The organism is Mycobacterium asiaticum, from assembly GCF_001668675.1.
In the GTDB taxonomy this organism is placed as follows: domain Bacteria; phylum Actinomycetota; class Actinomycetes; order Mycobacteriales; family Mycobacteriaceae; genus Mycobacterium; species Mycobacterium asiaticum_D.
In genome coordinates, this window is sequence record NZ_LZKQ01000209.1 from 1 (window position 1) to 23,905 (window position 23,905).

Annotated in this window: 23 protein-coding genes and 1 pseudogene; 13 read left to right on the forward strand and 11 right to left on the reverse strand. The window is 67.0% G+C overall.

The window, feature by feature from the left end; genetic code table 11:
* From A9X01_RS17350 to A9X01_RS17365, 4 genes and pseudogenes are all read right to left on the reverse strand, one after another.
* Nucleotides 1-237: pseudogene (locus A9X01_RS17350) on the reverse strand (hypothetical protein); the annotation flags it as partial.
* A gap of 37 nt (nucleotides 238-274) precedes the next feature.
* Nucleotides 275-1,054, reverse strand: a complete 780-nt coding sequence (locus A9X01_RS17355) for an SDR family NAD(P)-dependent oxidoreductase (protein WP_065121919.1) — start codon at nucleotides 1,052-1,054, stop codon at nucleotides 275-277.
* Nucleotides 1,055-1,056: 2 nt separating this feature from the next.
* Nucleotides 1,057-1,491: an SRPBCC family protein gene (locus A9X01_RS17360; RefSeq protein WP_065121920.1), complete on the reverse strand. Its 435-nt coding sequence runs from the start codon at nucleotides 1,489-1,491 to the stop codon at nucleotides 1,057-1,059.
* A 36-nt stretch (nucleotides 1,492-1,527) separates the two neighbouring features.
* Entirely contained in the window at nucleotides 1,528-2,424 is an 897-nt protein-coding gene (locus tag A9X01_RS17365; protein ID WP_065121921.1) for a hypothetical protein, read from the reverse strand.
* 83 nt (nucleotides 2,425-2,507) lie between these two features.
* On the opposite strand from A9X01_RS17365, the gene A9X01_RS17370 reads away from it, so the two are divergent.
* Complete coding sequence (locus A9X01_RS17370; protein ID WP_065121922.1) at nucleotides 2,508-3,287, forward strand: SDR family oxidoreductase; 780 nt, start codon at nucleotides 2,508-2,510, stop codon at nucleotides 3,285-3,287.
* Nucleotides 3,288-3,318: 31 nt separating this feature from the next.
* Nucleotides 3,319-3,711, forward strand: coding sequence for a DoxX family protein (locus A9X01_RS17375; RefSeq protein WP_065121923.1), 393 nt, complete (start codon nucleotides 3,319-3,321; stop codon nucleotides 3,709-3,711).
* Here A9X01_RS17375 and A9X01_RS17380 read toward each other — a convergent pair.
* Nucleotides 3,708-4,064 (reverse strand): bleomycin resistance protein, encoded by a 357-nt coding sequence (locus tag A9X01_RS17380; RefSeq protein WP_081282443.1) that lies wholly within the window; start codon nucleotides 4,062-4,064, stop codon nucleotides 3,708-3,710. The genes A9X01_RS17375 and A9X01_RS17380 overlap by 4 nt on opposite strands.
* Before the next feature lie 54 nt (nucleotides 4,065-4,118).
* Here A9X01_RS17380 and A9X01_RS17385 point away from each other — a divergent pair, with 54 nt between their 5' ends.
* The 4 genes from A9X01_RS17385 (at nucleotide 4,119) to A9X01_RS17400 (ending at nucleotide 10,732) form a co-directional block, all read left to right on the forward strand.
* Nucleotides 4,119-6,806 carry an ATP-binding protein gene (locus A9X01_RS17385; RefSeq protein WP_065121925.1) on the forward strand — a complete coding sequence of 896 codons (2,688 nt, stop codon included), beginning with the start codon at nucleotides 4,119-4,121 and terminating at the stop codon, nucleotides 6,804-6,806.
* Nucleotides 6,807-7,085: 279 nt separating this feature from the next.
* Nucleotides 7,086-9,020, forward strand: a complete 1,935-nt coding sequence (locus tag A9X01_RS17390) for a methyltransferase domain-containing protein (RefSeq protein WP_065121926.1) — start codon at nucleotides 7,086-7,088, stop codon at nucleotides 9,018-9,020.
* Nucleotides 9,020-9,832, forward strand: a complete 813-nt coding sequence (locus A9X01_RS17395; protein ID WP_065121927.1) for a glutamate racemase — start codon at nucleotides 9,020-9,022, stop codon at nucleotides 9,830-9,832. The genes A9X01_RS17390 and A9X01_RS17395 overlap by 1 nt, the downstream gene beginning before the upstream one ends.
* A 39-nt stretch (nucleotides 9,833-9,871) precedes the next feature.
* Nucleotides 9,872-10,732 (forward strand): alpha/beta fold hydrolase, encoded by an 861-nt coding sequence (locus A9X01_RS17400; protein ID WP_065121944.1) that lies wholly within the window; start codon nucleotides 9,872-9,874, stop codon nucleotides 10,730-10,732.
* On the opposite strand, the gene A9X01_RS17405 is transcribed toward A9X01_RS17400, so the two are convergent.
* Genes A9X01_RS17405 through A9X01_RS17420 form a run of 4 tightly spaced genes read right to left on the reverse strand, consistent with a single transcriptional unit; the run spans nucleotide 10,729 to nucleotide 14,414 of the window.
* Nucleotides 10,729-11,205: a nuclear transport factor 2 family protein gene (locus tag A9X01_RS17405; RefSeq protein WP_065121928.1), complete on the reverse strand. Its 477-nt coding sequence runs from the start codon at nucleotides 11,203-11,205 to the stop codon at nucleotides 10,729-10,731. The genes A9X01_RS17400 and A9X01_RS17405 overlap by 4 nt on opposite strands.
* Nucleotides 11,202-11,996 carry an SDR family NAD(P)-dependent oxidoreductase gene (locus A9X01_RS17410; protein ID WP_065121929.1) on the reverse strand — a complete coding sequence of 265 codons (795 nt, stop codon included), beginning with the start codon at nucleotides 11,994-11,996 and terminating at the stop codon, nucleotides 11,202-11,204. The genes A9X01_RS17405 and A9X01_RS17410 overlap by 4 nt, the downstream gene beginning before the upstream one ends.
* 10 nt (nucleotides 11,997-12,006) lie before the next feature.
* On the reverse strand, nucleotides 12,007-12,810 hold the full coding sequence (locus A9X01_RS17415) for a mycofactocin-coupled SDR family oxidoreductase (protein WP_081282444.1): 804 nt from the start codon (nucleotides 12,808-12,810) through the stop codon (nucleotides 12,007-12,009).
* Nucleotides 12,807-14,414: a flavin-containing monooxygenase gene (locus A9X01_RS17420; RefSeq protein WP_065121931.1), complete on the reverse strand. Its 1,608-nt coding sequence runs from the start codon at nucleotides 14,412-14,414 to the stop codon at nucleotides 12,807-12,809. The genes A9X01_RS17415 and A9X01_RS17420 overlap by 4 nt, the downstream gene beginning before the upstream one ends.
* A gap of 121 nt (nucleotides 14,415-14,535) precedes the next feature.
* On the opposite strand from A9X01_RS17420, the gene A9X01_RS17425 reads away from it, so the two are divergent.
* The 7 genes from A9X01_RS17425 (at nucleotide 14,536) to A9X01_RS17455 (ending at nucleotide 21,116) form a co-directional block, all read left to right on the forward strand.
* The gene (locus A9X01_RS17425) at nucleotides 14,536-15,720 is read left to right on the forward strand and encodes an acyl-CoA dehydrogenase family protein (protein WP_065121932.1); all 1,185 of its coding nucleotides are present in this window, start codon (nucleotides 14,536-14,538) and stop codon (nucleotides 15,718-15,720) included.
* 12 nt (nucleotides 15,721-15,732) lie between these two features.
* Complete coding sequence (gene bphC, locus A9X01_RS17430; RefSeq protein ID WP_065121933.1) at nucleotides 15,733-16,641, forward strand: biphenyl-2,3-diol 1,2-dioxygenase; 909 nt, start codon at nucleotides 15,733-15,735, stop codon at nucleotides 16,639-16,641.
* Nucleotides 16,642-16,767: 126 nt separating this feature from the next.
* On the forward strand, nucleotides 16,768-18,234 hold the full coding sequence (locus tag A9X01_RS17435) for an FAD-dependent oxidoreductase (protein ID WP_065121934.1): 1,467 nt from the start codon (nucleotides 16,768-16,770) through the stop codon (nucleotides 18,232-18,234).
* 190 nt (nucleotides 18,235-18,424) lie between these two features.
* Nucleotides 18,425-19,228 (forward strand): IclR family transcriptional regulator, encoded by an 804-nt coding sequence (locus A9X01_RS17440; protein ID WP_436405281.1) that lies wholly within the window; start codon nucleotides 18,425-18,427, stop codon nucleotides 19,226-19,228.
* On the forward strand, nucleotides 19,225-20,148 hold the full coding sequence (gene lipP1, locus A9X01_RS17445) for a LipP1 family hormone-sensitive lipase (protein WP_065121935.1): 924 nt from the start codon (nucleotides 19,225-19,227) through the stop codon (nucleotides 20,146-20,148). The genes A9X01_RS17440 and lipP1 overlap by 4 nt, the downstream gene beginning before the upstream one ends.
* Nucleotides 20,141-20,488, forward strand: coding sequence for a hypothetical protein (locus A9X01_RS17450; RefSeq protein ID WP_065121936.1), 348 nt, complete (start codon nucleotides 20,141-20,143; stop codon nucleotides 20,486-20,488). Before lipP1 ends, A9X01_RS17450 begins: the two co-directional genes overlap by 8 nt.
* On the forward strand, nucleotides 20,481-21,116 hold the full coding sequence (locus A9X01_RS17455; protein WP_065121937.1) for a Dabb family protein: 636 nt from the start codon (nucleotides 20,481-20,483) through the stop codon (nucleotides 21,114-21,116). Before A9X01_RS17450 ends, A9X01_RS17455 begins: the two co-directional genes overlap by 8 nt.
* Before the next feature lie 4 nt (nucleotides 21,117-21,120).
* On the opposite strand, the gene A9X01_RS17460 is transcribed toward A9X01_RS17455, so the two are convergent.
* Nucleotides 21,121-22,008, reverse strand: a complete 888-nt coding sequence (locus A9X01_RS17460; RefSeq protein ID WP_065121938.1) for an SDR family NAD(P)-dependent oxidoreductase — start codon at nucleotides 22,006-22,008, stop codon at nucleotides 21,121-21,123.
* Nucleotides 22,005-23,891, reverse strand: coding sequence for a flavin-containing monooxygenase (locus A9X01_RS17465; protein WP_065121939.1), 1,887 nt, complete (start codon nucleotides 23,889-23,891; stop codon nucleotides 22,005-22,007). The genes A9X01_RS17460 and A9X01_RS17465 overlap by 4 nt, the downstream gene beginning before the upstream one ends.
* Nucleotides 23,892-23,905: the final 14 nt, after the last annotated feature.

Genomic DNA, 23,905 nt, shown 5'->3' on the forward strand with positions numbered 1-23,905 from the left:
CGGCGCACCACCTGAGGCGCCTCCCTCGCGGCGCGGCTTGTGGGCGGCGGCATTGCTGGCCACCTTCGTGCTCGCGGTCCTGTTGATCGTGATCAGCCCGTCTTTGTCGACGCCCGCGCCGTCGCCGGCGGGCACCACCGCCCCAATGCCACCACCGACCACAACCGTCGCACCCGCGAACACGGTCGCCAGCACGCCGGAACCCGCCCCGCCGCCGCCCCCAGGGCCCCCGGGCAAGCACGGCAAGAAACCCAAAGGCGGAAAAGGCAATTGATCAGTCGGGCAGCCCGAACAACTTGACCACCCCATGGTCACGTCCGGCGGTGTAGCCGCCGTCGACGGCGATGGCCTGGCCCGTCACGAACGAGGCGTCCGGGGAAACCAGGAAAGCCGCTACGGCCGCGATCTCTTCCGGCCGGCCTAAGCGCTGCAAGGCGTGCTCGCTGGTGATCGAGTCCAGCGGCCCATCCATTCCCGGCAGTTCGAACACGGACTTGAGCATCGGCGTTTCGATGAAACCCGGGCAGATGGCGTTCGCCCGGATGCCGCTGGGACCGTAGTCGAGCGCAATGTTCTTGGTAAGCAACACAACTCCGCCCTTGGCGGCGTTGTACGAACTGCCGCCCGCGGTCCCCTCCAGCCCTTCGACACTGGCCAGCGTGACGATCGAACCGCGCTCGCCGTCGACCCGCGGCTGCTCGATCATCTTTGCCAGCGCCGCCTTCGCGACCAGGAACGTCGCGGTCAGGTTCACCCCGATCACCCGGTCCCATTCGGCTTGCGGGAGCAGATGAACGGGCCCGCCGCCGGCCACCCCGGCGGAATGGACGACCCCGTCCAGTCGGTCGGGTACCGCGGCGAACACCGCCGCCACCGCGGCCTCGTCGGTGACGTCGGCCGTCACAAAGCGGAACTGCGGACCCAGGTCGGGTGGCGCGCTCAGGTCCGCGCCGACGACGGTGCCGCCGTCGTCCAGCAGGCGCCGCGCGGTGGCCAGGCCGATGCCCGAGGCCGCACCGGTCACCACGAAGGTGCGTCCCTGAGCGCGCGTCACCCTCAGCTCTCCAGCGCTTTGGCGCAGGCCGTCAGGATCGCCTCGAAACTGGACCGCAACAGCGGGCGGCTGACCTTTTCCAGCAGCTTGCCGCCCGCATACAGTGGGTGCGTGTAGTTGGTCAGCCAGTCGACGCTGGTGCTGTTCCCGGACGGGGTGAAGGTCAGCGTGCCGCCGTCGTGATTGAACGCCGGAATCGACCGAACGATTAGGTAGGAGTACTTGTTCGGGCGGTCGTAGGCGGTGATGTCCTCGCGGAACCACATGCCGGTGCCCAGCACCACTCGGACGGCTCCCGCGCCCGGAGCCGGTGAGTCCTTCGCCCAGCCCGACTTGATCACCAACGGTGCGGCCGCCAGGCTCACCGGATCCGCCAGCCAGTCGAATACCTTCTCCACGGGCGCGGCGATCGTTCGTTCGATGTGGATCTGGACCATCGGATCTCCTGACTTCCGTGTGTGTCCCTGTGCATGTTAGACCGCGCCCGGACCGCCACGGCGGGCGCGAAAGTGGCCGCGTTTGCTGTCGATCTCGTCGACGGTGAACCCGCGCCGGGCCAGTCGTTGCCCGATGAGTTCGCCGCTGATGGCCGCTTCCAGGCGCGCCCCGTTCTCCCGGCAGAACACCCGCGCCTGGGGCAGGACGATGGCCGTTGCCTGGGGTGTGGCCGGGGTGAAGCGGATCGTGGTTCCGTCGGCGATGACGCCGGAATATTCGTATTCGAGCAGTGGCTCGAAGCCCCGTGTGGTGCGGATCGAGATCGAGGCGTCGGGTTCGACCCGGAACTCCCGACCGCGCCGCACGAACGGGACGAGGTTGAAACCAAGCAGCAGCAGACCGGGCACGATCAGCACGAACAGCGCATAGGCGTGCGTCTTCTCCAGCTCCGCGTCGTAGGCGTAGCTGGTGAACATCTCAGCGAGCCAGCCCTCGACGAAGATGGCGATGTCGTGCAGTACGTCCCCGATGGTGGCGCGCCCGCTGGACAGGTCGTAGCCGATCGCGCCGATGGCGCCCACGCCGCCGATCGTGAGGAGCGCCCCCAGCAACACCAGCCCCCAGCTGGTCTTCGACACGAAGGTCCCGCGCGCCTGGACCGGGTTCTCGATGTCGACCTGCGGCCCGCCGAGCGGCCGTGCCAGGCACCAGACGCTGACGCCGATCGCGATTGCCAGTGTCAGAAACTCCAGTGCGCCGAAGGACGGCCGGTCAGAGTTCTTGACGGCGATCCCCAGAAACGCCAGCCAGGCGACCCAGCGCAGCGCCCGTTGCCAACCCGCGACGCGGCGCTCGCCCGACCCGTGCCGCCCGGAAGTGTCCCGATCGAGTTCGTCCGGCCCGTACCCGTCGCCGCCGACCTGGTTAGCCATTCCGGGATCCTACGTCCGGGTTGTGCCGTTTCCCGAGGTTGAACGCCCGCCAGACGGCAATAGGGATGGCAGGGAGGCAAACCATGACCAGCAAGACCGTCGCCATCACCGGTGCCACAGCGGGGATCGGCCGGGCCACAGCCGTCCGGTTCGACCGCGCGGGGTACCGCGTCGCCGCCTACGGCCGCAACCCGTCGGCGCTGGAGGCTCTGCGTGCCGAGCTGCGGCCGGAGGCGGTGGTCGATTCCCTCGACGTGCAGGACGCCGACGCATGGGCCACCCGCCTGGGTGAGCTCGCCGAGCGCACCGGCGGCGGATTGGACGTGCTGATCAACAATGCCGGCATCCTCGAATCGGGGCGCTTTGCCGAGATCCCTCTCTCTGCCCAGCGGAAGGTCATCGATGTCAACGTGGGTGGCACACTCAATGGCTGTCATTCGGCCTACCCGTACCTCCGGTCGACGCCCAACGCCCAGGTGATCAATGTGTGTTCGGCATCGGCCATGTACGGACAGGCCGAGCTGGCGGCGTACTCCGCGTCCAAGTTCGCCATCCGCGGGCTGACCGAGGCACTCGAATTGGAATGGGTCGCAGACGATATCAGGGTGTGCGCGGTGTGGCCGCTGTTCGTCGACACCGGCATGGTCAGTGGCGTGGACACCGGAAGCACCCGGACCATGGGAGTGTCGCTGACTGCCGACGACGTCGCGGAGTCCATCCTGAAGATCGCGCGGGGCCGACCGCGCCTCCCCCACGGTCCGCACTATGCGGTGGGTACGCAGGGCAAGGCGTTGATGGCGGTCGCCAACCTCGCACCCTCCTGGGTGGCACGGGAGATCAACCGTCGCGCCACCCGGTCGTGAGCGCACAAGTTCGGCGGTAAGAATGGCATCCATGACCACCGAAGCGCTCGTTCAGCGCGACTCAACGCAGACCTCCGCTCAGCGCGTCGGGATCGGCCTGCTCGGCATCGGCACCCTGCACTTCTTGGCGCCGAAACCGTTCGACGGCATCATCCCCGCCGAGCTTCCTTTCAGCGCACGGTTTTACACCTACGCATCCGGGGTCGCCGAGCTGATTATCGGAGCGCTGCTGCTGTCGCCAAGCACCCGGCGTCCCGTGGCCGCGGCGGCGGCTGCGTTGTTCATCGGTGTCTACCCGGGCAACCTCAATATGGTTCGGCTGTGGTGGGACAAGCCGTGGTACATGCGGGCCATCGCGTTGGCCCGGCTGCCGTTGCAGATCCCGATGATCACCACCGCGATCAAGATCTACCGCAACAGCTAAAGCCTCGAGCCGACGCGGTGCAGCGTGCCGTCGGGGTCGACGTAAGCGAATTCCCGTAAGCCGTACGGGGTGTCGTGCGGCGGGTGCAGGCGGCCGCCGAGGTTTTCCAGAGCCCGCCACTCCGCGTAGAGGGCGTCGGCGTCGCTGACATAGAGATACACACTCGAGGCGGTACTCAACGGGTCGTGCTCGGCCCATTCCGTCAGGTGCATTGACACCGATCCGCGGTCGACAAAGCCGTACCGCTCCGGGCCTTCGTAGCCGCGCACATCGAAGCCGAGGTGGCGGTAGCGGTCGAGGGCGGCGTCGAGGTCAAGGACGGGCACAATCGGTGCCACCGAGGTGAAGTCGATTCCGGACACGGGAGAAGTCTGTCACCTGGACGTTCGCTGTGGCATTCTGCGTGGGTGAGCGCTGATCCACAGGATTGGCCGACGGGGATTGTGACGTTCCTGTTCACCGACGTGGAAGGTTCCACGCGTCGGTGGGAGTCGGACGCCCAGGGCATGCGGACCGCGTTAGCCGCTCACGACCGGGCGCTGCGTCAGGCCATCGAAACCCGCGGCGGGTACGTGTTCAAACACACCGGTGACGGAGTGTGCGCGGCGTTCGCCTCTCCCCGATCCGCCGTCGACGCCGCCGTCGCCGCGCAGCAGGCACTCGAGTTGCCGGTACGGATGGGCTTGGCGACCGGAGAAGCGGAACTGCGCGACGCAGACTACTTCGGCACGGTGCTCAATCGCGCCGCGCGGGTGATGGCCGCCGGACATGGCGGGCAGATCCTGTTGACCGATTCGACGGCGGCGCTGGTCACCGGAGTGGACCTGGTGGAGCTCGGTCCCCGGCGACTGCGGGACCTGTCCACGCCGGTCGGGGTGTTTCAGGTGCGAGCGCCGGGCCTGCGCTTCGAGTTTCCCGCATTACGAGCGCTGGACAGCAGTCCCGGCAATCTGCGTCCCTCATTGACGAGTTTCGTCGGACGCGAATCCGAGGTCGACCAGGTGCGCGCCGCGCTGAAGGTGCACCGGCTGGTGACCCTGGCCGGCGTCGGCGGGGTGGGCAAGACCCGTTTGGCTTGTGAGGTCGCGACTCGCATGTCCGACGAATTCCCGGACGGGGTTTGGTTTTTCGAGCTGGCCGCGGTCTCCGATCCAGGCGCGGTGCCCGACGCGGTGGCCGCGGTGCTGGGCATCACCCAGCAGCCGGGCAAGAACATGACCGAGAGTGTGGCCGCCGCGCTGGAGGGCCGGATTCGGCTGCTGGTGTTCGACAACTGCGAGCATGTCCGCGATGCCGCGGCCGATCTTATCGAGGAGATGCTGGCGCGTTCGACGAGCGTACGGATCCTGGCGACCAGCCGGGAACGGCTGGACGTCGCCGACGAACAGTCGTGGTCGGTGCCATCGCTGGACGTGGGCGACGGCATCGCCTCTCCCGCCGCCAGCCTGTTCGTCGAACGCGCGCAGAGCGTTTCGGCGGATTTCAGCGTCGCGGAAGCCGACGACGCTACCGCGGTGGTCGAGATCTGCCGGCGGCTGGACGGGATACCGTTGGCGATCGAATTGGCGGCATCGCGGATGGCGTCAATGTCGCCAATCGAGGTTCGCGACCGGCTCAACCACCGCTTCCGGCTGCTGGTCGGTTCGCGACGCGGTCTCGGCCGGCACCAAACCCTGCGGCACGCCGTCGCGTGGTCCTACGACCACCTCGACCCCGCGGAACAACTGCTGCTGGAACGCTGTTCGGTATTTGCCGGCGGGTTCGACCTGCAAAGCGCCTGCGCGGTAGCAGGATCCGGCGGTGACGACTACGAAGTCCTGGATCTGCTGGATGCGTTGGTACGCAAGTCGTTGGTCACCGTCGACCGAAGGGCGGGACGGACACGTTACTCGATGCTCGAGACGATCCGTGAGTTCGCCGAGGAACAACTAGCGGGCCGCGGTGTAGCACAGGAGGTTCGGGGCGCGCACGCCCAGCACTTCGCCCAGCGGAGCACCGAGGTCATGACCGTGTGGGACAGTCCCGATCAACGCGAAGCCTACGAATGGTTCACCGCCGAGCTGGCCAATCTGCGTATCGCTTTTCGCTGGGCGGCCGACCACGAGGTTATCGACAATGCCGCCGCGATCGCCGAGAATGCCGCCTTTCTCGGCTACTCGGTGGACAATTTCGAACCGATCACCTGGGCTGAAGAGCTGTTGGAGACTGCCCGCGCCGTCGATCATCCCAGGGCAACTTTCCTCCATGTGCTGGCGTCGATGTGTTATTCGGCCGGACGATTCACCGACGCGCTCCGGTATGCCGAAATTGCCGTGCAGATGCTCGACAACTGTTCAAACACAGTGCCTTACGGTCTGCACGCATGGCCCAGTGGCGCTTTCACCGTCAGTGGAAGGCCAGACCGTGGAATCGCGTTGTCCCGCACCCAGTTGGCCCGCGGCCTCGATATCCTCACCCTCACCCGGGGATGCCTCATCTTGGCGTTATCGATCCAAGGTCCCAGCGACGAGGCCATGGCACTGTCAGACGGGCTGCTCGAGGCCGCCCAGGCCACCCGAAATCCGTTCGCGGTCTGCTTTGCGGCGCTTGCCGATGGCTTCGCCTTCCGCGACACCGACCCCGCGCGGGCGATGAAGGTCATGCGCCGCGGCTTGTCGATCGCCCAGGAAACCGGCAACCGCAGTGCTGTGTCTCATTTGGCGGCCGTCCTGTGCCGCGTCGAAGCCAACCACGGCGACCCGCTAGCCGCGTTGGACTTCTTCACCGTGGCCATTCGCAATCATCACGAGGCGGGCAGCACCGCGATGATGAGCACACCGCTGGCTCTGCTTGCCGCCTTCTTCGAGCGGTTGGGGCGACACGAGCCGGCTGCGACTCTGGCCGGATTTGCGTTCAGTCCGGTGACCGCGCAGTCGGTGCCCGAGCTCAAGACGGTGATAGCGCGGCTGCGTGCCGAGTTGGGAAATGCAACGTACGAAAGGTGCGCGCAACTCGGCGGGAACATGAGCACGGCCGCCATGGCCAACTACGCCTACGACCAAATCGACCAGACGCGCACCGAACTCATGCGCGCGGGCGCCGCACCTCGCGCGTAGCGTCTCGTGGCCGGTTGATAAAACCGTCGCTGATCGACACATCCGAGATACCGCGCCGTCCCAATCCCCGCCAAGCGTGGGCCCTAAGCAGGTAAAACGCGCCCAGCGCCGCCAGAAGGCCCACGCTGGACGCCCGCCCGTGTCCAGCGTTCCAAGAATCCTCCAAGGATCCTTCAAGGCCTCGGCGCAAGCGTGTGGGTTGGTAACAACACAGGCAAAACGACGAACCAGAACCATCGCGGTGGCAACCCCAGCTTGGTCGTCGAAAGGGGGTCGACCATGACCGACATCGCCCACCACGAGCCGATAACCAGGCACGACGGGCTCGCGGACGTGGCTCCCCTACTCGACGCACTGGCCGCGGTCGCGGTCCGGGGTGAGACCCCCGGTCCCGAATTGCTGGCCCGCGCCAACGCGGCGCGGCCGCTGCTGTCTGCTCTGGCGCGAGACCCCAAGGACGGCGAGCCGTATTCCCGCTCGGTCCTGCGGGTCAACGACGAGGTCGAAATCATGCTCGCACGCTGGCGTCCGGAAAGCAGTTGCGCGCCGCACGACCACGGCGGCTCGAGCGGCTTCGTCGTCGCGGTCGAAGGCAACTTCCATGAGCGGCGGTTCGACTGGGACGACACCAAGTTGTTCGTCGCCGAGCAAGCCCTACGCAGAGAAGCCACCACCATCCCGGTTTCACCCGAAGACATCCACGACATGACCGCCGAGGCGGGCGGGCTCACCCTGCACCTCTACAGCCCACCGCCGGCTGGAATGCGGGTCTTCGACATGGAGCGCGCCGAGGTGCTCGAACTCGTCGGCGACTTCGGCGCCTGGATCCCAGCGGGCGACCACCCGCGCATCCCGTTCGCCGCCGTCGCGCCCAAGAGCCGGCAGAAGCCCGTCATCTGGGTCGCGCACACCACCCACTACCGCGGCGGCTCGGCCGAATTCGCGGTGGCTGCGGCCACCATGGGATGCGAACTGGCCGACGAGAATCCCGACGCGGAAGTCATCGTCTCGGGTCTGCACCGCAAGGCCGACTTCGAAGCCGAACTCACCCGGCTCGCGCTAGCCGGCCGAAAGATCAGCCAGCTGCACCTGATCAGCCATTCCGGCATGTACGGGCCGATGTTCGGCTCCACCGACTGGCCCGAGCAGTTCTCCCCGCATGAGTGGCGGGACATGACGATCCCCTTCGCCGCCGGTGCTCAAGCGTATTTCCACGCCTGCCGAACGGCGCGCTGGTTCACGCCGTTCTTCGCCGACGTGTTCGGCGTCGCCGCGTTCGGCAACCACAACTACACCACCGTGTCCACGCGCAAGGACCGGTTTGCGTGGGCGGGTCGCCATCCGGCGGCCCGCCCGAAGCTTTATATGATCGCCGCTCCCGGCAAGAAGTCGCACGGCTGGGCCGGCAGCGCGCGCAAGTATCTCGGCTGCGCCGCCGAGCCGATGGTGCAAAGCCTGCCCGCCGCAACGCATCCGGAACGCTCTTACGATCGCGTCGCCGAACTGTACGACCGCGCCTACGCCGACATCCGGGTCCGTGAAGCCGAATGGGAATGGGTGGCCAACCGGCTGGCCGGCCTGCACGCCGACCTCGGCCGACGCCTCCGTGTACTGGAAATCGGTTGTGGCAATGGGTCTTTGCTACGCGCCTTGGACGAGAACGGTGACATCGACTTCGCCGTCGGCGTGGACAGCTCCGCGGGCATGCTGGCCCGGGCACGTGAACGCAGCCGCGACCGTGCCCGCCTGCGATTCGGCAAGGTCAATGGGCCCGCGTTGGATGTGCCCGACGACCACATCGACGTGGTGATCTCCTTCTTGTCTTTCCGATACCTGGACTGGGATCCCGTGATGGCCGAAATCCGCAGAGTGCTCGCGCCCGGCGGCCGGCTGTGGGTGGTCGACATGGTCGAGCAACCGGTGCGGTTGCGCGAGCTGCGCATCCTGGCCCGATCGGCCGTCGCGCACCTACGGACTCGCCGCGCCCGACCCCAATTCGCCCACGACCTCGCCGCATTGACCCATCACCCAGATTGGCGGAATATGTTGCAACACAACCCTATCCGTGCCGAACACGAGTATCGGTGGTATTTCGGCAGCCGATTCCCGGGCGCGAAAATCCAGACGCTGACGGCGACCATGTCCGCGCGGGTGATCGCGTTCGACTCCGGCCCCCTGACCAAGGGGCAGACCGCCCCGCTCTCCTACCCGTGATGGCCACGTCAACCGATGCCCGGCTGGGCATCATCGACTGGGGCATCGGCGGTGTGGGGCTGGTCAACGCGCTGGACCGGCTGGCTCCCGGCCTACCGGTGCTGTACTGGTCGGACACGGCAGCCACACCCTACGGCCGGATGAGCGCCAACCAGCTGACCGATCGTCTGATGACCGTGATCACCCACCTTGCCGAGCGCGGCGCCACCGAGGTCGTGCTGGCCTGCAACGCCGCCAGCACCGTGGTCACGCGGTTGGGTGCGGCACCGGTCCCGGTCGAGGGGATCATCGCCCACGGATTGGCGTCCGTACCCGAAGATCTCAGCCTGGTTGGGGTCGTCGGCGGCCTGCGCACCATCGATGCGGGGCTCTATCGGCGCGGCCTCGCGCGCCCGGGGCGGGGAGTCCTGAGCCGCGTCGCGCAGCCGCTGTCCGCGCACATCGAAGCCGGCCGCGCCGGCTCCAGACGGTTCCGCGCCGACCTGGCCGACATCGTGGCGCCGCTGCACGAGGTGGAGGCCCTGGTGCTCGCCTGCACGCACTACCCCGCCGCACGCCAGTGGTTCGCCGAGGCGCTGCCGAACGCACTGCTCATCGACCCGGCCGAGCACCTGGCGGCCGCGATCGCCTACCGGTATCCAGAGGCACGGACGGCCGACCGCGCCGAGCGGGTCTACCTCACCACGGGGAACCCGGCGGCCATGCGGCACGGCGCCGCCCGCGCCTGGGGCGCGATGCTCACCGCGACCGCCGTCCGGCGGGTCGAGCCGCGGGCCGGATACCGCGTCGTCCAGCTGCGCCACGCGGGGTGACACGCAACCCCGCAACCGCGGCATGGCAGGGTGACCTACGTGGCCAACACTGCTGAAACTGACCTACGCGAGATCGGCACCGAGAACGGCACATTGCGCTACTACGACGCCGGCGGCGCGCAAGCCCCGACGTTGTTGTTCCTGCACGGATCCGGTCCGGGCGTGACAGGTTGGCGGAACTTCCGCGGTGTCCTGCCGGTGTTCGCCGAGCACTTCCGTTGCCTGATCCTGGAATTTCCCGGGTTCGGCGTGACCGACGACTTGGGTGGCCATCCGATGGTGACCGCTCAGGGTGTGGTGGCGCCGTTCCTGGATGCGCTCGGGGTGGACCGGGCCCACATCGTCGGCAACTCGATGGGTGGCGGCGTCGGCATCAACTTCGCCATCCGGCATCCGGATCGCATCGGCCGCCTGGTGACCATCGGCGGGATCGGCACCAACACCTTCAGTCCCGGTCCGAGCGAAGGCATTCGGCTGCTGCAGGAATTCACCGAGGATCCGACCAGGCAGCGGCTGGTGGACTGGCTGAAGTCGATGGTCTACGACCAGTCCCTGGTCACCGAGGAACTCATCGAGGAGCGCTGGCAGCTGGCAACCGATCCGGACACGTTGGCGGCGGCACGCCGGATGTACGGCAAGGCCGCCTATGCCGCGATGATGGCGGCGATGAACGCCTCCGACCGGCCGATGCCGTGGGCGGTCATGCACAAGGTCGCCGCACCCACGCTGTTGACCTGGGGGCGCGACGACCGGGTGAGCCCGCTCGACATGGCGATCGTTCCGATGCGCACCATCCCGAACGCGGAGCTGCACGTGTTCCCCAACTGTGGGCACTGGGCGATGATCGAGGCAAAGGACGCGTTCGAGAGCACCGTGCTGGCGTTCCTGTCGCGCGGCTAGACGGCCCCGGCCAGGCCCCTGGTCAACAGCGCGTGCGCCTCGGCTTTGCCGTCCAGCACGCGACTGGTGCGCGCGGCGATCCGCCATCCCTGTTCCCCGCGCGCCAACACGAAATGGTTTGCGGTGCAGCGCCATACCCGATAGCCCTGGCCGTCGCGGACCAACACCAGCGATTCGCACACCGCCACCGCGGAGTCACCGTCCACGGTCACCACGCACGGTCCCAGAAAATGACAGCAACCGTCGGCCACCAGGTTCTGGTGATGCTGCGAACTCACCATGGCGTGCACGTCGGCGCGGCTCTGCATGCGCCAGCCTTCGACGTCATAGGTGCCGTCGACGGCCCACAGCCGTGCGGCGGTGTCGGCGTCGCCGGCGTCGACCGCGGGGCCGTACGCGGCGATCAACCTCGCGATGTCCCGTTCGTCCTCGAGCCTGCGCAGCCGCTCGGCAAGGACGTCGATGTCGGTCATGCGGAACCCCCTATCAGCGCCTGGACCCTTTGATGCGCGCCCAGGACGATCGCGGCTCGGTCGGTTCCGCTGCCCCACCGCACCGCGGCGGCGTTGTCGCCGGCAACGAACACCGGCCCGTTGGCCAGGTTCGCCAACCCCTCGCGAGCCACGTCGGCCGGATCGGAGACGGACAGCCCCGGCACGTCGAAATTCAGCCCGGCCCGCTCCATGGCCGGCGTGCGGGTGACCCCCAGCATCAGGTCGAGCACGTCGACGTTGTGGTCGCGCAATTCCAGCCACAGGCTTTCCGCGAACAACCGGCCGAAAGCCTTGACTCCGGTATACGCCGATTGCCGCATCGAACCGTAAGTCCCCGCGATCGACCCGACCAGGATGATGCCGCCTCGGCCGCGCTGCCGCATCGGCCGTGCGAATTGTTGCACCAGCGCCAGCATCCGGGTCACGTTCAAATCGATGACCCGACCGATCGCGGCGAGGTCGGCGTCCAGGAACAGCTCGCGGCAGGTGTTCGCGCCGGCGTTGTAGATCAACAGACCCACCTCGACGTCGGCGGTCTCTTCGGCGATGCGCGCAACCGCTTGGGGGTCAAGCAGATCCACCGCGATAGTGCGCACCTGGGCGCCGATTTCCCGGCAGCGGGCGGCGGTGTCGGCCAGCGGTTCGGGCTTGCGGGCGATCAGCACCAGGTCGAAGCCGTCACCCGCGAGTTGTTTGGCGAATTCGGCGCCGACCCCTTCCGAGCCGCCCGCGATCAGCGCCCAGGGGCCGTACCTGCTGCGGTCGGTCATCGTCGTCTCCTCACGTCGTCTTCTGTGTCAGGCCGGCGTCGACGACGAGCTGGGTGCCGGTGATGTAGCGGGCCGCATCTGAGGCCAGGAACACCACCGCGTTGGCTACGTCGACCGGCTCCACCCACGGCACCGGTAGCAGGTTGCGCGCCCGCAGCACTTCGGCCGCGTCCTCGGCCGTCGGGTTGTCCAGATCCGGCCGCAGCCGACGGAACGTCTTCTCGTTGAGCACCATTGGCGTTGCGACGGCACCGGGGTGCACGGTGTTGACCCGGATACCGCGCGGCCCCAGTTCGTTGGCCAGCGTTCGGGCCAGGCCAACCACGGCATGCTTCGTGGCGGTGTAGTGGGCGGCGTTGGCCATGCCGCGGAGCCCGCTGGTGGAGCTGATGATCACGACCGAGCCGCCGTCGGCGCCGATGTGCGGCACTCCCGCCTTCACCGTGTGCCAGACGCCGGTGAGGTTGATGTCCAGCGTGCGCTGCCAGTCCCGCGGGTCGAGCTCCCAGGTGGGCCGGCCCGGGGTGTGGATGCCGGCGTTGGCCAGGACGACGTCCAGCCGACCCAGCCGCTCGACGCCGGCATCCACGGCCGCGGTCACGGCCTGCAGGTCGGCGACGTCCGCCGGGCCGGTCACGCAGCGCCGGCCGCGGTTCTCGACTTCGGTTGCCAGCGAGGCGAGATCGTCGGCGGCCGCGGGAAAGTCGAGTGCGATCACGTCGGCACCCTCGTCGGCGAACCTTTGGCAATGCACCCGACCGGTGCCGCGGGCCGCGCCCGTCACCAGCACGACCTTGTCCCGCAGTCCGGTCAACATGGCTTCTTGATCAGGTCGAATCCTTTGTAACCCGCGTCGGCGACCTCGGCGCAGATGTCGTTGTACGCCGCGAACCCGCCGACGAACAACATGAAGCCGCGGGGTTTGCCGGGCACATTGGCGCCCATATACCAGGAATTGGCCTTGGTGAACAATGACGCGTCGGCGCGCCGGGCCAACTCGACACCCCAGCCGTCTACCGCGTCCCGAGTTGGTTCCATGGCGGCATAACCGTGGTCGTCGAGGTAGGCAATGGCATCAGCGATCCAATTCACGTGCGCCTCAGCGTGTAACACCATGTTCGCCAGCACGGCCGGTGCTCCCGGACCGGATATGACGAACAGGTTGGGGAAGCCGTCGACGCCGAGGCCCAGGTATGTACGCGGCCCGTGCGTCCAGTTGTCACGCAACAACTCACCACTGCGGCCGACTATGTCGATCTTGCCCAGCGCGCCCGTCAACGCATCGAAACCCGTTGCGAACACGATCATGTCGAGGTCGTAGTGTTGGTCCGTGGTATTGATGCCGGTGGCGTCCACCGATTCAATCGGGGTCGCACGCACACTGATCAGCGACACATTGGGCTTGTTGAAGGTCTGAAAGTAGTTGCTGTCGGTGCAGATTCGCTTGGTACCGATCGGATGATCGTTCGGGATGAGCAGATCGGCCAGGCGCGGATCCTTCAGCACGGCGCGGATCTTTTCTTCGTAGAAGACGCGCGCCTCGTCGTTAGCCGCCAGGTCGGTCATTTGGTCGGGGAACGTCTTGGAGTACAGCACTCCGCCAAGGTGCCAACGCTTTTCAAACGCCGCGCGCCGTTCCTCCGGGGTGTATTCCATGGTCGGCTTCGACGCGGTGATATGCGGTGAACCGCCCGCGCTGCGCCAGGAAATCCGGCGCCGTTCGGCATAACCGGCCTTGATCTCGGCGAGCTCCTCCGCCGAGAGCTTGCGGTTGCCCGCCGGAACGCTGAAATTAGGTGTGCGCTGGAAGACGTAGAGTTGTGCGGCTTGCTCGGCGATGACCGGAATCGATTGAATGCCCGAGGATCCGGTGCCGATCACGGCGACCCGCTTGCCGGTGAAATCCACCGGGTGGTGCGGCCACCGGGCGGTGTGCAGGATCTCGCCCTCGAAGGTGTCCAGGCCACTGAAGTCCGGTGTCATCGCGTCCGACAACGGGCCCGTGGCCATCAGCAGGAAGCGCGCCGTCAAGGTCTGCTCGGTGTCGGTGGTGATCGACCAGCACATCGCGTTCTCGTCGAACACCGCCGAGACCGCCCGGGTGCTGAACGAGATATCGCGGCGCAGGTCGAGTTTGTCGGCGACCCAGTTGAGGTAGCGCAGGATTTCGGCCTGGGTGGCGTATTTCTCGGTCCAGTCCCATTCCTGCTGCAGTTCTTCGGAAAACGAGTAGCAGTAGTCGACGCTCTCCACATCGCAGCGTGCGCCGGGGTACCGGTTGAAGTACCAGGTGCCGCCGACCTCGGGCGCGGCCTCGATCACCCGCACCGAGAGCCCTTGGCCGCGCAGCTTGTGCAGGGCGTACAGACCGGCGAACCCGGCGCCCACCACCAGTGCGTCCAGAGTGTTCACAACCACCCACGGTAGGTCCTGCGGGGCGCCGAACCCAGCGTTTCGTCCGCTGACCGGGATCGGCGGTGAGTCGGAACGCCGAGTGGAGTAAACACAGAAGCACGACCACACACGTAAGGACGACAGCATGAGCGAGCGGGTACTCGACCGAGTCGTGCAAATCGCCGACCAATTGCGGGAGCAGGCCCCCGAAGCCGAGCGCATCGGGCGGCTGACCGACGACACGGTCAAGATGATGAAGTCCGCCGGCCTGATCCGGCTGCTGCAAACCAAGCAGTACCAGGGTTTCGAGGTCCATCCCCGCGAGTTCGCCGAGACGACCATGGCCACCGCCGCCCTGGACCCCGCGGCGGGCTGGATCGTCGGCGTGGTCGGGGTGCACCCCTACCAGCTCGCCTACGCGGATCCCAAGGTCGCCGCCGAGATCTGGGCCGACGACGTCGACACCTGGATGGCGTCCCCGTACGCGCCGCAAGGTGTGGCTCGCCCGGTGGACGGGGGTTACATCTTCAACGGACGCTGGCAGTTCAGCTCGGGCACCGATCATTGCGACTGGATCATCCTGGGGGCGATGCTCGCCAACCCCGAGGGCGTACCGCTGATGCCGCCGCAGATGCTGCACATGATCCTGCCGCGCAAGGACTACGAGATCGTCGACGACTCGTGGAATGTGGTGGGGCTGCGCGGAACCGGCTCCAAGGACGTCATCGTCAAAGACGCGTTCGTCCCGACCTACCGGACCATGGACGCGACCAAGGTGATGGACGGCACCGCGCAGCGCGAGGCGGGCATGACCGAGCCGCTGTATTTGATGCCGTGGTCGACGATGTTCCCGCTGGGCATTTCCGCGGCGACCATCGGCATCGCGGAGGGTGCGCTGGCCGCGCACCTGGACTACCAGCGCGAGCGCGTCGGGGCCACGGGCACCGCGATCAAGGACGACCCGTACGTGATGTACGCGATTGGTGAGGCCGCCGCCGACATCAACGCGGCCCGCCAGGAGTTGCTCGCCAACGCCGACCGCATCTACGACATGGTCGCTGCCGGCAAGGAGGTGTCGTTCGCGGATCGCGCCGCCGGCCGGCGCACCCAGATCCGCGCCGTGTGGCGGGCGGTGTCGGCGGTTGACGAGATCTTCGCGCGCTCGGGTGGCAATGCATCGCGGATGGATAAGCCGTTGCAGCGGTATTGGCGCGATGTGCACGTCGGGCAGCTGCATGCCATTCACATGCCCGGCACGACCTACCACGCGTCGGCATTGAGCTCGTTCGGCGTGGAACCGCCGATGGGTCCGCTGCGGGCTTTGATCTAGGGAGGTTTGAGCGTGAGTGACCTGAAAAGCCTTGGCTACATCACTGTCTCGACCAACGACATCGAACGATGGCGGCACTTTGCGTTCGGGGTGCTGGGGTTCGCGCAGGGTAAGGGCACCGACAGCTCCGCGCTGTATCTGCGGATGGATGAGCGTGCGGCCCGCATCATCGTCGTTCCGGGTGAGACCGACCGGGTGATGACGGTCGGTTGGGAGGTGCGCGACCGTGCGGCGCTGCAACGCGTCAAGGCGAGCCTGGATGGCGCCGGGGTGGCGGTCAAGGAACTGTCCCAGCAGGAGGCCGACGACCGCCGCGTCGAAGAGGTGATCACTTTCCAGGACCCGGCCGGCATCACGCTCGAGGTGTTCCACGGTGCGGTGCTCGATCACAGCCCGGTGGTCACCCCCTTCGGCGCGAAGTTCGTGACCGGCGCCCAGGGTCTCGGCCACGTCGTGGTGCCGGCGATGGACCCCAACGGCTTGTTCGACTTCTACACCGAAGTGCTCGGTTTCCGGTCGCGTGGGGCGTTCCGGGTGCCGGCGCCGCCGGAGTTCGGACCGATCCGGGTCCGCTTCCTGGGCATCAACGAGCGGCATCACAGCCTGGCGATCTGCCCGGCCATGCATCAGCGCGACCCGGGACTCGTGCACGTCATGGTGGAGGTGGACACCCTGGACGCGGTAGGGCAGGCGCTGGACCGGGTGAACGCCGAAGGCATCCAGTTGTCCTCGACCCTGGGCCGGCACACCAACGACAAGATGGTGTCGTTCTATGTCCGCACACCGGGCGACTGGGACATCGAGTTCGGCACCGACGGGATGCGGGTCGACGAAACCTATTACACCGCAGAGGAAATCACCGCGGACAGTTACTGGGGCCATCAGTGGGTCGGCGAGATGCCCGCAGCGATGCGGCCTTGAGTTTTGGGCCGCGTGTCACAAGAGCCTCATGCGTCACGTGTTTCCGGGCATGTGCCGATGTGCCCGCCTTGCAGCGACAACACGCACTCCGGGTGACGCGAGTGACAGAAGGGACTCCTTAGCTTAATGATCGACCGTGACGTCACACCTGTACCGGCAAGCACGATCACCGACTGGGAGCACGAGGCCGACGTCGTCATCGCCGGTTACGGGATCGCCGGGGCGGCGGCCGCCGTGGAGGCGGCCAGATCCGGCGCCGACGTTTTGGTGCTGGAACGCACCGGTTCGTGGGGCGGAGCTGCGTCGATGGCGGGCGGGTTCATCTACCTCGGCGGCGGCACCGCGCTGCAACAGGCCTGCGGATTCACCGATTCGGCGGAGAACATGGCCGCATTCCTCAACGCCGCCATGGGTCCCGGCGCCGACGAAACACGCATCGCCGACTACTGCGCCGGCAGCGTCGCCCACTTCGACTGGCTGGTCGAATGCGGCGTGCCGTTCAAGGCCGAGTTCTTCGCCGAGCCTGGCTGGGAGCCGATGGGCGACCAAGGCCTGATGTACAGCGGCGGGGAGAATTCGTGGCCGTTCAACACCATCGCCACCCCGGCGCCGCGCGGTCACGTCCCGCAGATGTCCAACAAGAAGCAGGGCGAAGCCAGCGCCGGCTACATGCTGATGAAGCCACTGGTCGAAACGGCCGCCGCGGCCGGCGTCAGGGCGCTCTACGACGTCCGCGTGCAGTCCTTGATCGTGGCCGCCGATGGCCGGGTGGTGGGCATCCGGGCGCGGCGGTACGGCACGGGTATGAATATCCGTGCTCGCCGCGGAATCGTCTTGGCCACGGGGAGTTTCGCCTATAACGACGCGATGGTTGCGCAGTATGCGCCGCGGATCGCCGGGCGGCCCGCGGCATCCATCGAGCAGCACGACGGGCAGGCGATCCGGATGGCCCAGGCGCTGGGCGCCGACCTGGCGCACATGGACGCCACCGAGGTCGCGATCTTCATCGACCCCCAGCAATTGGTGCGCGGCATTCTGGTCAATGGTCGCGGCCAGCGCTATGTCCCTGAAGACACCTACCCGGGGCGGATCGGACAGCTCACCCTCTATCACCAGGACAACACCGCCTACCTGGTCATCGACAGCGATTCGCAGGAAGAGGCCATGGCGTCGTGGTCGCCCAAGTTCATGTTGCGTGCGGCCACCTGGGTCGCCGACACCGTCGCCGAGTTGGAGTCGGAAATGGGCCTGGCGCCCGGCTCGCTGCAGGCGACCGTCGCGGCCTACAACGAGGGCGCCGCGCGTGGCGAGGACCCGTTGCTGCACAAGAAATCTCAGTGGCTGCGGCCCATCGGGTCGCCAATCGGGGCGGTCGACTTGCGCGAGTCCACCGGTGGTTTCACCCTGGGCGGGTTGCGCACCTCGCTGGAGGCCGAGGTGCTGCACGTCAGCGGTGAACCCATCCCGGGATTGTTCGCCGCCGGCCGCTCGACCGCCGGCCTGGCCGCCTGGGGTTATGCCAGCGGCATCTCGCTGGGCGACGGCAGCTTCTATGGCCGCCGCGCCGGCCGCTCAGCCGCCCGCGCCCTATAGCGCGGGGTAGCGGGGTAGCGGGGTAGCGCGGGGTAGCGCGGGGTAGCGCGAGCAGACGCAAAGGTCCCCTGAAATTCACATTTCAGGGGACCTTTGCGTCTGCTCGGCGGGGTGCGGTGACATTAGGCACCCGATGTGGTATTCCTAATAGGAATATTGCAGCCAGGCAGGCGGGATTCTTGGAGGACCTATGCCAGCGACCGTGTCCGCACCGCCCGAACCCACCACGCCCAGCGCCGTGATCGACCGAATCTCGTTGGTGCTGGATGCTTTCGAGGGACCTGGCCGGCTGACGCTGGCTCAGATCGTGCGCCGCACCGGTCTCCCCCGGTCATCGGCGCATCGCATGCTGGAGCGGCTGGTGCAACTGCGGTGGCTGCGCCGCAGCGGTCGTGACTACGAGCTCGGCATGCGGCTGGTCGAGCTGGGGTCGCTGGCCGTGCACCAGGACCGGCTGGTGCGCGCGGCGAAACCGCTGCTGGGTGAATTGCACCGGGCCACCGGGCTGGTTGTTCACCTCGCCGTGCTGGACGGAATTGACGTGCTGTACCTCGACAAGATCGGCGACCGCATGATCGCCGCGATCCCCACCCGGGTCGGCGGGCGTCAGCCGGCGCACTGCGCGGCGGTCGGCAAGGCGATGCTGGCTTACCAGGACAACCACGAACCGGTCGACCTCGCCACACGTAAGACCAAATACTCCATCGCCACCGCGGCCCAGCTCACAAGCGAACTGGCCAAGATCCGCAGTCACGGTTACGCGTTCGACCGAGAGGAATCGCTGCTCGGATTCGGTTGTGTCGCAGCACCGATCGGTGGCCCCGGGGAGGCGGTGGCAGCGGTGTCGGTGTGCGGTCCAATGAATCGCATGATGTTCGACCAACGCCTGGTGGCGCCGGTGCGCATGACCGCGATGAGTATCTGGCGCAACGTCGACGACGGCCGTGTCGCGCCGACGCTCCAGTCGCCGAGGCCACTGCTGCGATACGCGTGAGCCTCGATCCACAGATCGCCGAGCTGATCGAAGGACTGGACGCCGGGTTCCCGCCCGTGCACACCATGACCGGTGCGCAAGCCAGGGCGGTGATCCGCGACCGGTTCGTGCCGGCTGCCGTACCCGAACCCGTCAGCGAGATCCGCGACGCGGTGGTCGCCGGGGCCGGAGGCGACATCCCGGTCCGCGTCTATCGGCCCGAGGGTGAGCACTTGCCGGTGCTGGTCTACGCGCACGGGGGCGGATTCGTGTTCTGCGATCTGGACAGTCACGATGGCCTGTGCCGCAGTCTCGCCAATCACGTTCCTGCCGTAGTGGTTTCGGTTGACTACCGGCTGGCGCCGGAGCATCCCTGGCCCGCAGCGGCCGAGGATGTCTATGCGGTGACCGACGCGGCAGCGGCCGGAACTTTTGGCGGCGACCCGAGCCGGGTAGCCGTCGGCGGCGACAGTGCCGGCGGGAATCTGGCTGCTGTGGCGGCGCTGATGGCCCGGGATCGCGGTGGTCCGGCGATCGCGGCGCAACTGCTCATCTACCCCGTGATCGCGGCCGATTTCACCACCGAGTCGTACCGCTTGTTCGGCCGCGGGTACTACAACCCGCAGCCGGCAATGCAGTGGTACTGGGACCAGTACGTGCCGTCCCGCGCCGACCGCGACCACCCATACGCCGCGCCGCTGCACGCCGACCTCAGGGACCTACCGCCAGCGGTCCTGGTGGTCGCAGGCCACGACCCGTTGCGCGACGAGGCGCGGGCCTACGCGTCCGCCCTGAAGTCGGCCGAGGTACCGGTGACACTGCTCAGATTCGACGGCGGTATACATGGCTTCATGAGCATGCCGATGCTGGACATAGCTCAGGAAGCACGGCGACGAGCCGGTGCGGCGCTCAGTGCGACGCTTGGGTCGGCCGATGTCTGACGGGCAGGTCTTTGTTATCGACCGGGTGGTGACCAAGCCGGGCAGCGCGCGCCGGTTCGTGGACTCGTATCTGGCCGAATATGCCCCGGGCGCGCGGGAGCGCGGCATGACACTGCGCGATGTCCTGGTGAGTCCGCCGATCTGGTTCGACGACGAGGTCAACACAATCACAATCACTTGGACGCTACCCAGCGTGCAGGCGTGGTGGGAGATGACGTGGCAGGGGCGCCCGGATCCCGGGTTGGGTGAATGGTGGTCGCGCATCAGTGACTTGGTGGTGGAGCGATCGCGGTCCTTCGCCGCGGCCGCGCACGACGTGGACGATCTTTGCGATGTATAGCGTGATCAGGTTGCTCGAAGTGGTCGAGTCCGAGCGCGACCGCCTCCTTCGTGACCTGCGTGCCGTCGCGGCCCGCTCGCCGTACTCGATTGTGCAAGCGACGATGCCGGGCTCCCGCAACGGTGGCGACATCATCTTCCATCTGCGCTTCGCCGCAGAAGATGAATGGCGTTCCGTCGAAAACGATTTCGCGACCACCGTCGCCGACGCCGCGGTGACGGGGATGACCGGTGCGAACTATTCGGGGAGCCCCGTGCGTACCGACGTCACGAGCGGCACCGTGTACCGCACCCTGTTGCTGCGGGTGGCACCCGGCACTCCCGCCGACATCATCGAACGTTTCGAGGCCGAGCTTCGGTCGATAGCGCGCTACGTGAACACGATCACCGCCTGGCAATTGAGTCGTGTCGACGAGCCGGTTGGGCACCCGTGGACGCATGTGTTCGAGCAGGGATTCACCGACGTCGACGGTCTGGTGGGTCAGTACCTGATGCATCCCATCCACTGGGCGATGGTGGATCGCTGGTTCGACCCTGAATGCCCGGAAGTCATTGTGCGTGATCGGGTGTGTCACAGCTTCTGCGTGCTGCCCGACACCGCGAACTGGGATAACTTGCCTGCGGATTGATAGGTCACACGCCGGCGGCCCGAATATTCGGGTTCGCCGACTCCGGCGGTTCCAGCGCCGGCAACACAGACCGTCCGTCCAGCGAATGAACCGGCAAGCCCTGCGACCACGGATAGTGCAGGCTGAACGCCACCAACCCGGTGCGTTCGGAGGCCGGCCGATGACACATCGCCAGTACCGTCTCGGCCAGATACTCCACCGGCTCGGTCGGGAACGATTCGGGAATCAGTTGCGCCGCACCGGGAGTGCGGACCGCGGTCGATGGCCCGACGCAGTTGACCGCAATGTTCGCGTCAAGCAGCTCGGCGGCCACGCCCTGCGTGAAACGGTGCAGCGCGGCCTTGCACGACGCGTACACCACGTCGCCGGCGGTCTTGTTGTAGTCCCGATAGGGCCGCACCGGCGCAACCCCGGTCACCGATCCGATGTTGACGATCCAGCCGGCGCCCTGCGCACGCATGACCGGCACCGCAAATTTGGTCAACGCGAACGGGATCCGCAGATAATGCTCGACGGTCCGGTCGAACGTCTCCATTGACATGTCCGCCACCAGCGAGTAGTCGGCGAATCCCGCGTTGTTGACCAGGATGTCGATGCGCCCAGTGCGGTCGAGGACCTCGTCGATCAAATGATCCCGCTCCGAAGGATTCTCCAAATCCGCCGCCACCCCGATCGCCCGGCCGCCCGCCGCCTCGATCAGCGCTACCGTCTCACCGACGGTGCCGGGCAAGGTCGCAACCACTCCGGCCCGCACGGACGATGACGGCTCCAGAGCCCGCGCTGTCACCACCACCGTCGCCCCCTCGGCGGCAAGCCGCTGCGCGATCGCCCGACCTATCCCCCGGCTACTGCCGGTCACCAAAGCCGTTCTCCCGGACAGTAACCCGATCATCGTAGCTCGAAATGCTCTTCGATCGGCGCCCGGTGTTCATGCCAGAGATCGACCAATCGGTACGGGGTGGCCACCACCACCCTGCCCGACCCCGAGCGGTAATAGGTATGTGCGTTCGGGGTGTGACACCACACCGTGCCCGCCATCGCCTGGTCGATCCCGGCCACATACTCGTCGTAGGCCTGTCGCGTCACTTCCATCGTCGTCGCGCCGCGCAGCGCCATCAGTTGCAGACACTCACTGATGTAATGCGCCATCACTTCCATCGAGAAGTTGGCGCCCGCCCCGTGCCCGGGGCTGTAGTTGGGTGCGGAGTTGATGAACAGGTTCGGGAATCCCGGCACGGTGCCGCCCCGATAGGCCGCCGGGCTGTCCCCCCACTCGTCGACGAGTCGACGGCCGTCACGGCCGCGGATGTCGATGGTGGACAGGAAGTCCAGATGGTAGCCGGTGGCATACACGATGACGTCGAGGTCGATCTGCCGACCCTCCTGAGTGACAATGCCTTTCGCGTTGACCTCGCGGGGCTCGCTGGCCTCGACATCGACGTGGTCGCGCGTCAGCGCCGCATAATAGCCGCCCGGGTCGCGGATGATCCGCTTGCCGTATGGCGCGAAATCGGGCGTGACTTTCTTCGCCAATTCCGTTCCCGCGCCGAACGTTCGGTCGATGTACTCCAGGCACATCTGCAACAGCACGTCGTTGGCGGGCGAGATCGACAGATGGGTCTGGGCCCATTCCGGGTCCCGCAGGATGACCGGGTAATTGTTGTCTGCGGTGCCCCAGAACGACTTCAAGCGGTTCCAGTTCGCGTAATACGGCAGGTGCCGGCCGAGATAGCGACGGTGCGAAGGAACATCGTCGGTCAACCGCTTACGCGGCGCCACCCAATGCGGTTGCCGCTGAAACACCGTCAGGTGCTCGACCTCGTCGACGCAGGCGTCCACGATCTGCACCGCGGTACAACCGGCGCCGATCACTGCGACCCGCCGGCCGGTCAGATCCAGGGACGGATCCCACTGCGCGGAGTGAATGCTGATGCCCGCGAACGTTTCCCGGCCCGGCAAATCCGGCCAGCGGGGCCGGTTCAGGTAGCCGGCCGCGGTGATGACCACACGGGCATGGCTGATCGACCGGTTGCCGTCACGGTCCACCGCGTGGATTTGCCACTGCGCGCGGTCACCGTCCCACCACAGCGCTTCGACCTCGGTGCCGAACTTGGTGTGTGCCCGCAGCCCGTATTTGTCGGCCAGCTTCACCAGGTAGGCCTGGTACTCGGCGCCCTGCGGGTAGTAACTCGTCCATTCGGGGTTGATCTCCCGTGACAACGAGTAGTACGCCGACGGGGTGTCCACGCCGATACCTGGGTAGGTGGTGGTCAGCCAGGTGCCGCCGACCTCGTCGTTGCGGTCGAAGATCTGATAGGCGACACCAGCGTCGGCGGCGGCCAGCGCGGCGATGATGCCGGCGATGCCCGCCCCGATGATGGCCACCGTCGTCGCCTCGGGAATCGGCGCCGTACGGGGCAACGTCGGTTGGGAAAGCTGGAAACCGCCCTGCTCGAGCAGCAAGGGCACGAACTCGTCGTCGACAGGGGAACCCAGCGCCAGCGGCAATAACCGGCGGAACAAGTCGGGGTCATCGGCGGGCCGATCACCTGACCGCCGGTCCAGCGCGGCGACCACCGCATCAACCAATGTGTCAAAAGTGGCCGGGTCGGTAACTCCGGCCCGTTCGGGCGGGTCGGGAATGTGGGAGATCTTGGACCCGAACCTGTCGACGACCCCCGGATCACCGGTGAGCTGCGCCAACACGGCGACCAGAACACCCGGATCCGCCTGCCGCAGGTTCGCGCGCAGTTCGTCGGGATCCGGCGTGGTCATGCAACTAAGTATCG

What these genes read in the sequence shown, in the direction of transcription:
- A9X01_RS17455 (WP_065121937.1), top strand. Translation starts at nt 20,481, where the DNA reads ATGTATAGCGTGATCAGGTTGCTCGAAGTGGTCGAGTCCGAGCGCGAC.
- A9X01_RS17450 (WP_065121936.1), top strand. Translation starts at nt 20,141, where the DNA reads ATGTCTGACGGGCAGGTCTTTGTTATCGACCGGGTGGTGACCAAGCCG.
- A9X01_RS17425 (WP_065121932.1), top strand. Translation starts at nt 14,536, where the DNA reads ATGAGCGAGCGGGTACTCGACCGAGTCGTGCAAATCGCCGACCAATTG.
- A9X01_RS17395 (WP_065121927.1), top strand. Translation starts at nt 9,020, where the DNA reads ATGGCCACGTCAACCGATGCCCGGCTGGGCATCATCGACTGGGGCATC.
- A9X01_RS17390 (WP_065121926.1), top strand. Translation starts at nt 7,086, where the DNA reads ATGACCGACATCGCCCACCACGAGCCGATAACCAGGCACGACGGGCTC.
- A9X01_RS17370 (WP_065121922.1), top strand. Translation starts at nt 2,508, where the DNA reads ATGACCAGCAAGACCGTCGCCATCACCGGTGCCACAGCGGGGATCGGC.
- A9X01_RS17440 (WP_436405281.1), top strand. Translation starts at nt 18,425, where the DNA reads ATGCCAGCGACCGTGTCCGCACCGCCCGAACCCACCACGCCCAGCGCC.
- A9X01_RS17465 (WP_065121939.1), bottom strand. Translation starts at nt 23,891, where the DNA reads ATGACCACGCCGGATCCCGACGAACTGCGCGCGAACCTGCGGCAGGCG.
- A9X01_RS17375 (WP_065121923.1), top strand. Translation starts at nt 3,319, where the DNA reads ATGACCACCGAAGCGCTCGTTCAGCGCGACTCAACGCAGACCTCCGCT.
- A9X01_RS17365 (WP_065121921.1), bottom strand. Translation starts at nt 2,424, where the DNA reads ATGGCTAACCAGGTCGGCGGCGACGGGTACGGGCCGGACGAACTCGAT.
- A9X01_RS17435 (WP_065121934.1), top strand. Translation starts at nt 16,768, where the DNA reads ATGATCGACCGTGACGTCACACCTGTACCGGCAAGCACGATCACCGAC.
- A9X01_RS17410 (WP_065121929.1), bottom strand. Translation starts at nt 11,996, where the DNA reads ATGACCGACCGCAGCAGGTACGGCCCCTGGGCGCTGATCGCGGGCGGC.
- A9X01_RS17360 (WP_065121920.1), bottom strand. Translation starts at nt 1,491, where the DNA reads ATGGTCCAGATCCACATCGAACGAACGATCGCCGCGCCCGTGGAGAAG.
- A9X01_RS17405 (WP_065121928.1), bottom strand. Translation starts at nt 11,205, where the DNA reads ATGACCGACATCGACGTCCTTGCCGAGCGGCTGCGCAGGCTCGAGGAC.
- A9X01_RS17460 (WP_065121938.1), bottom strand. Translation starts at nt 22,008, where the DNA reads ATGATCGGGTTACTGTCCGGGAGAACGGCTTTGGTGACCGGCAGTAGC.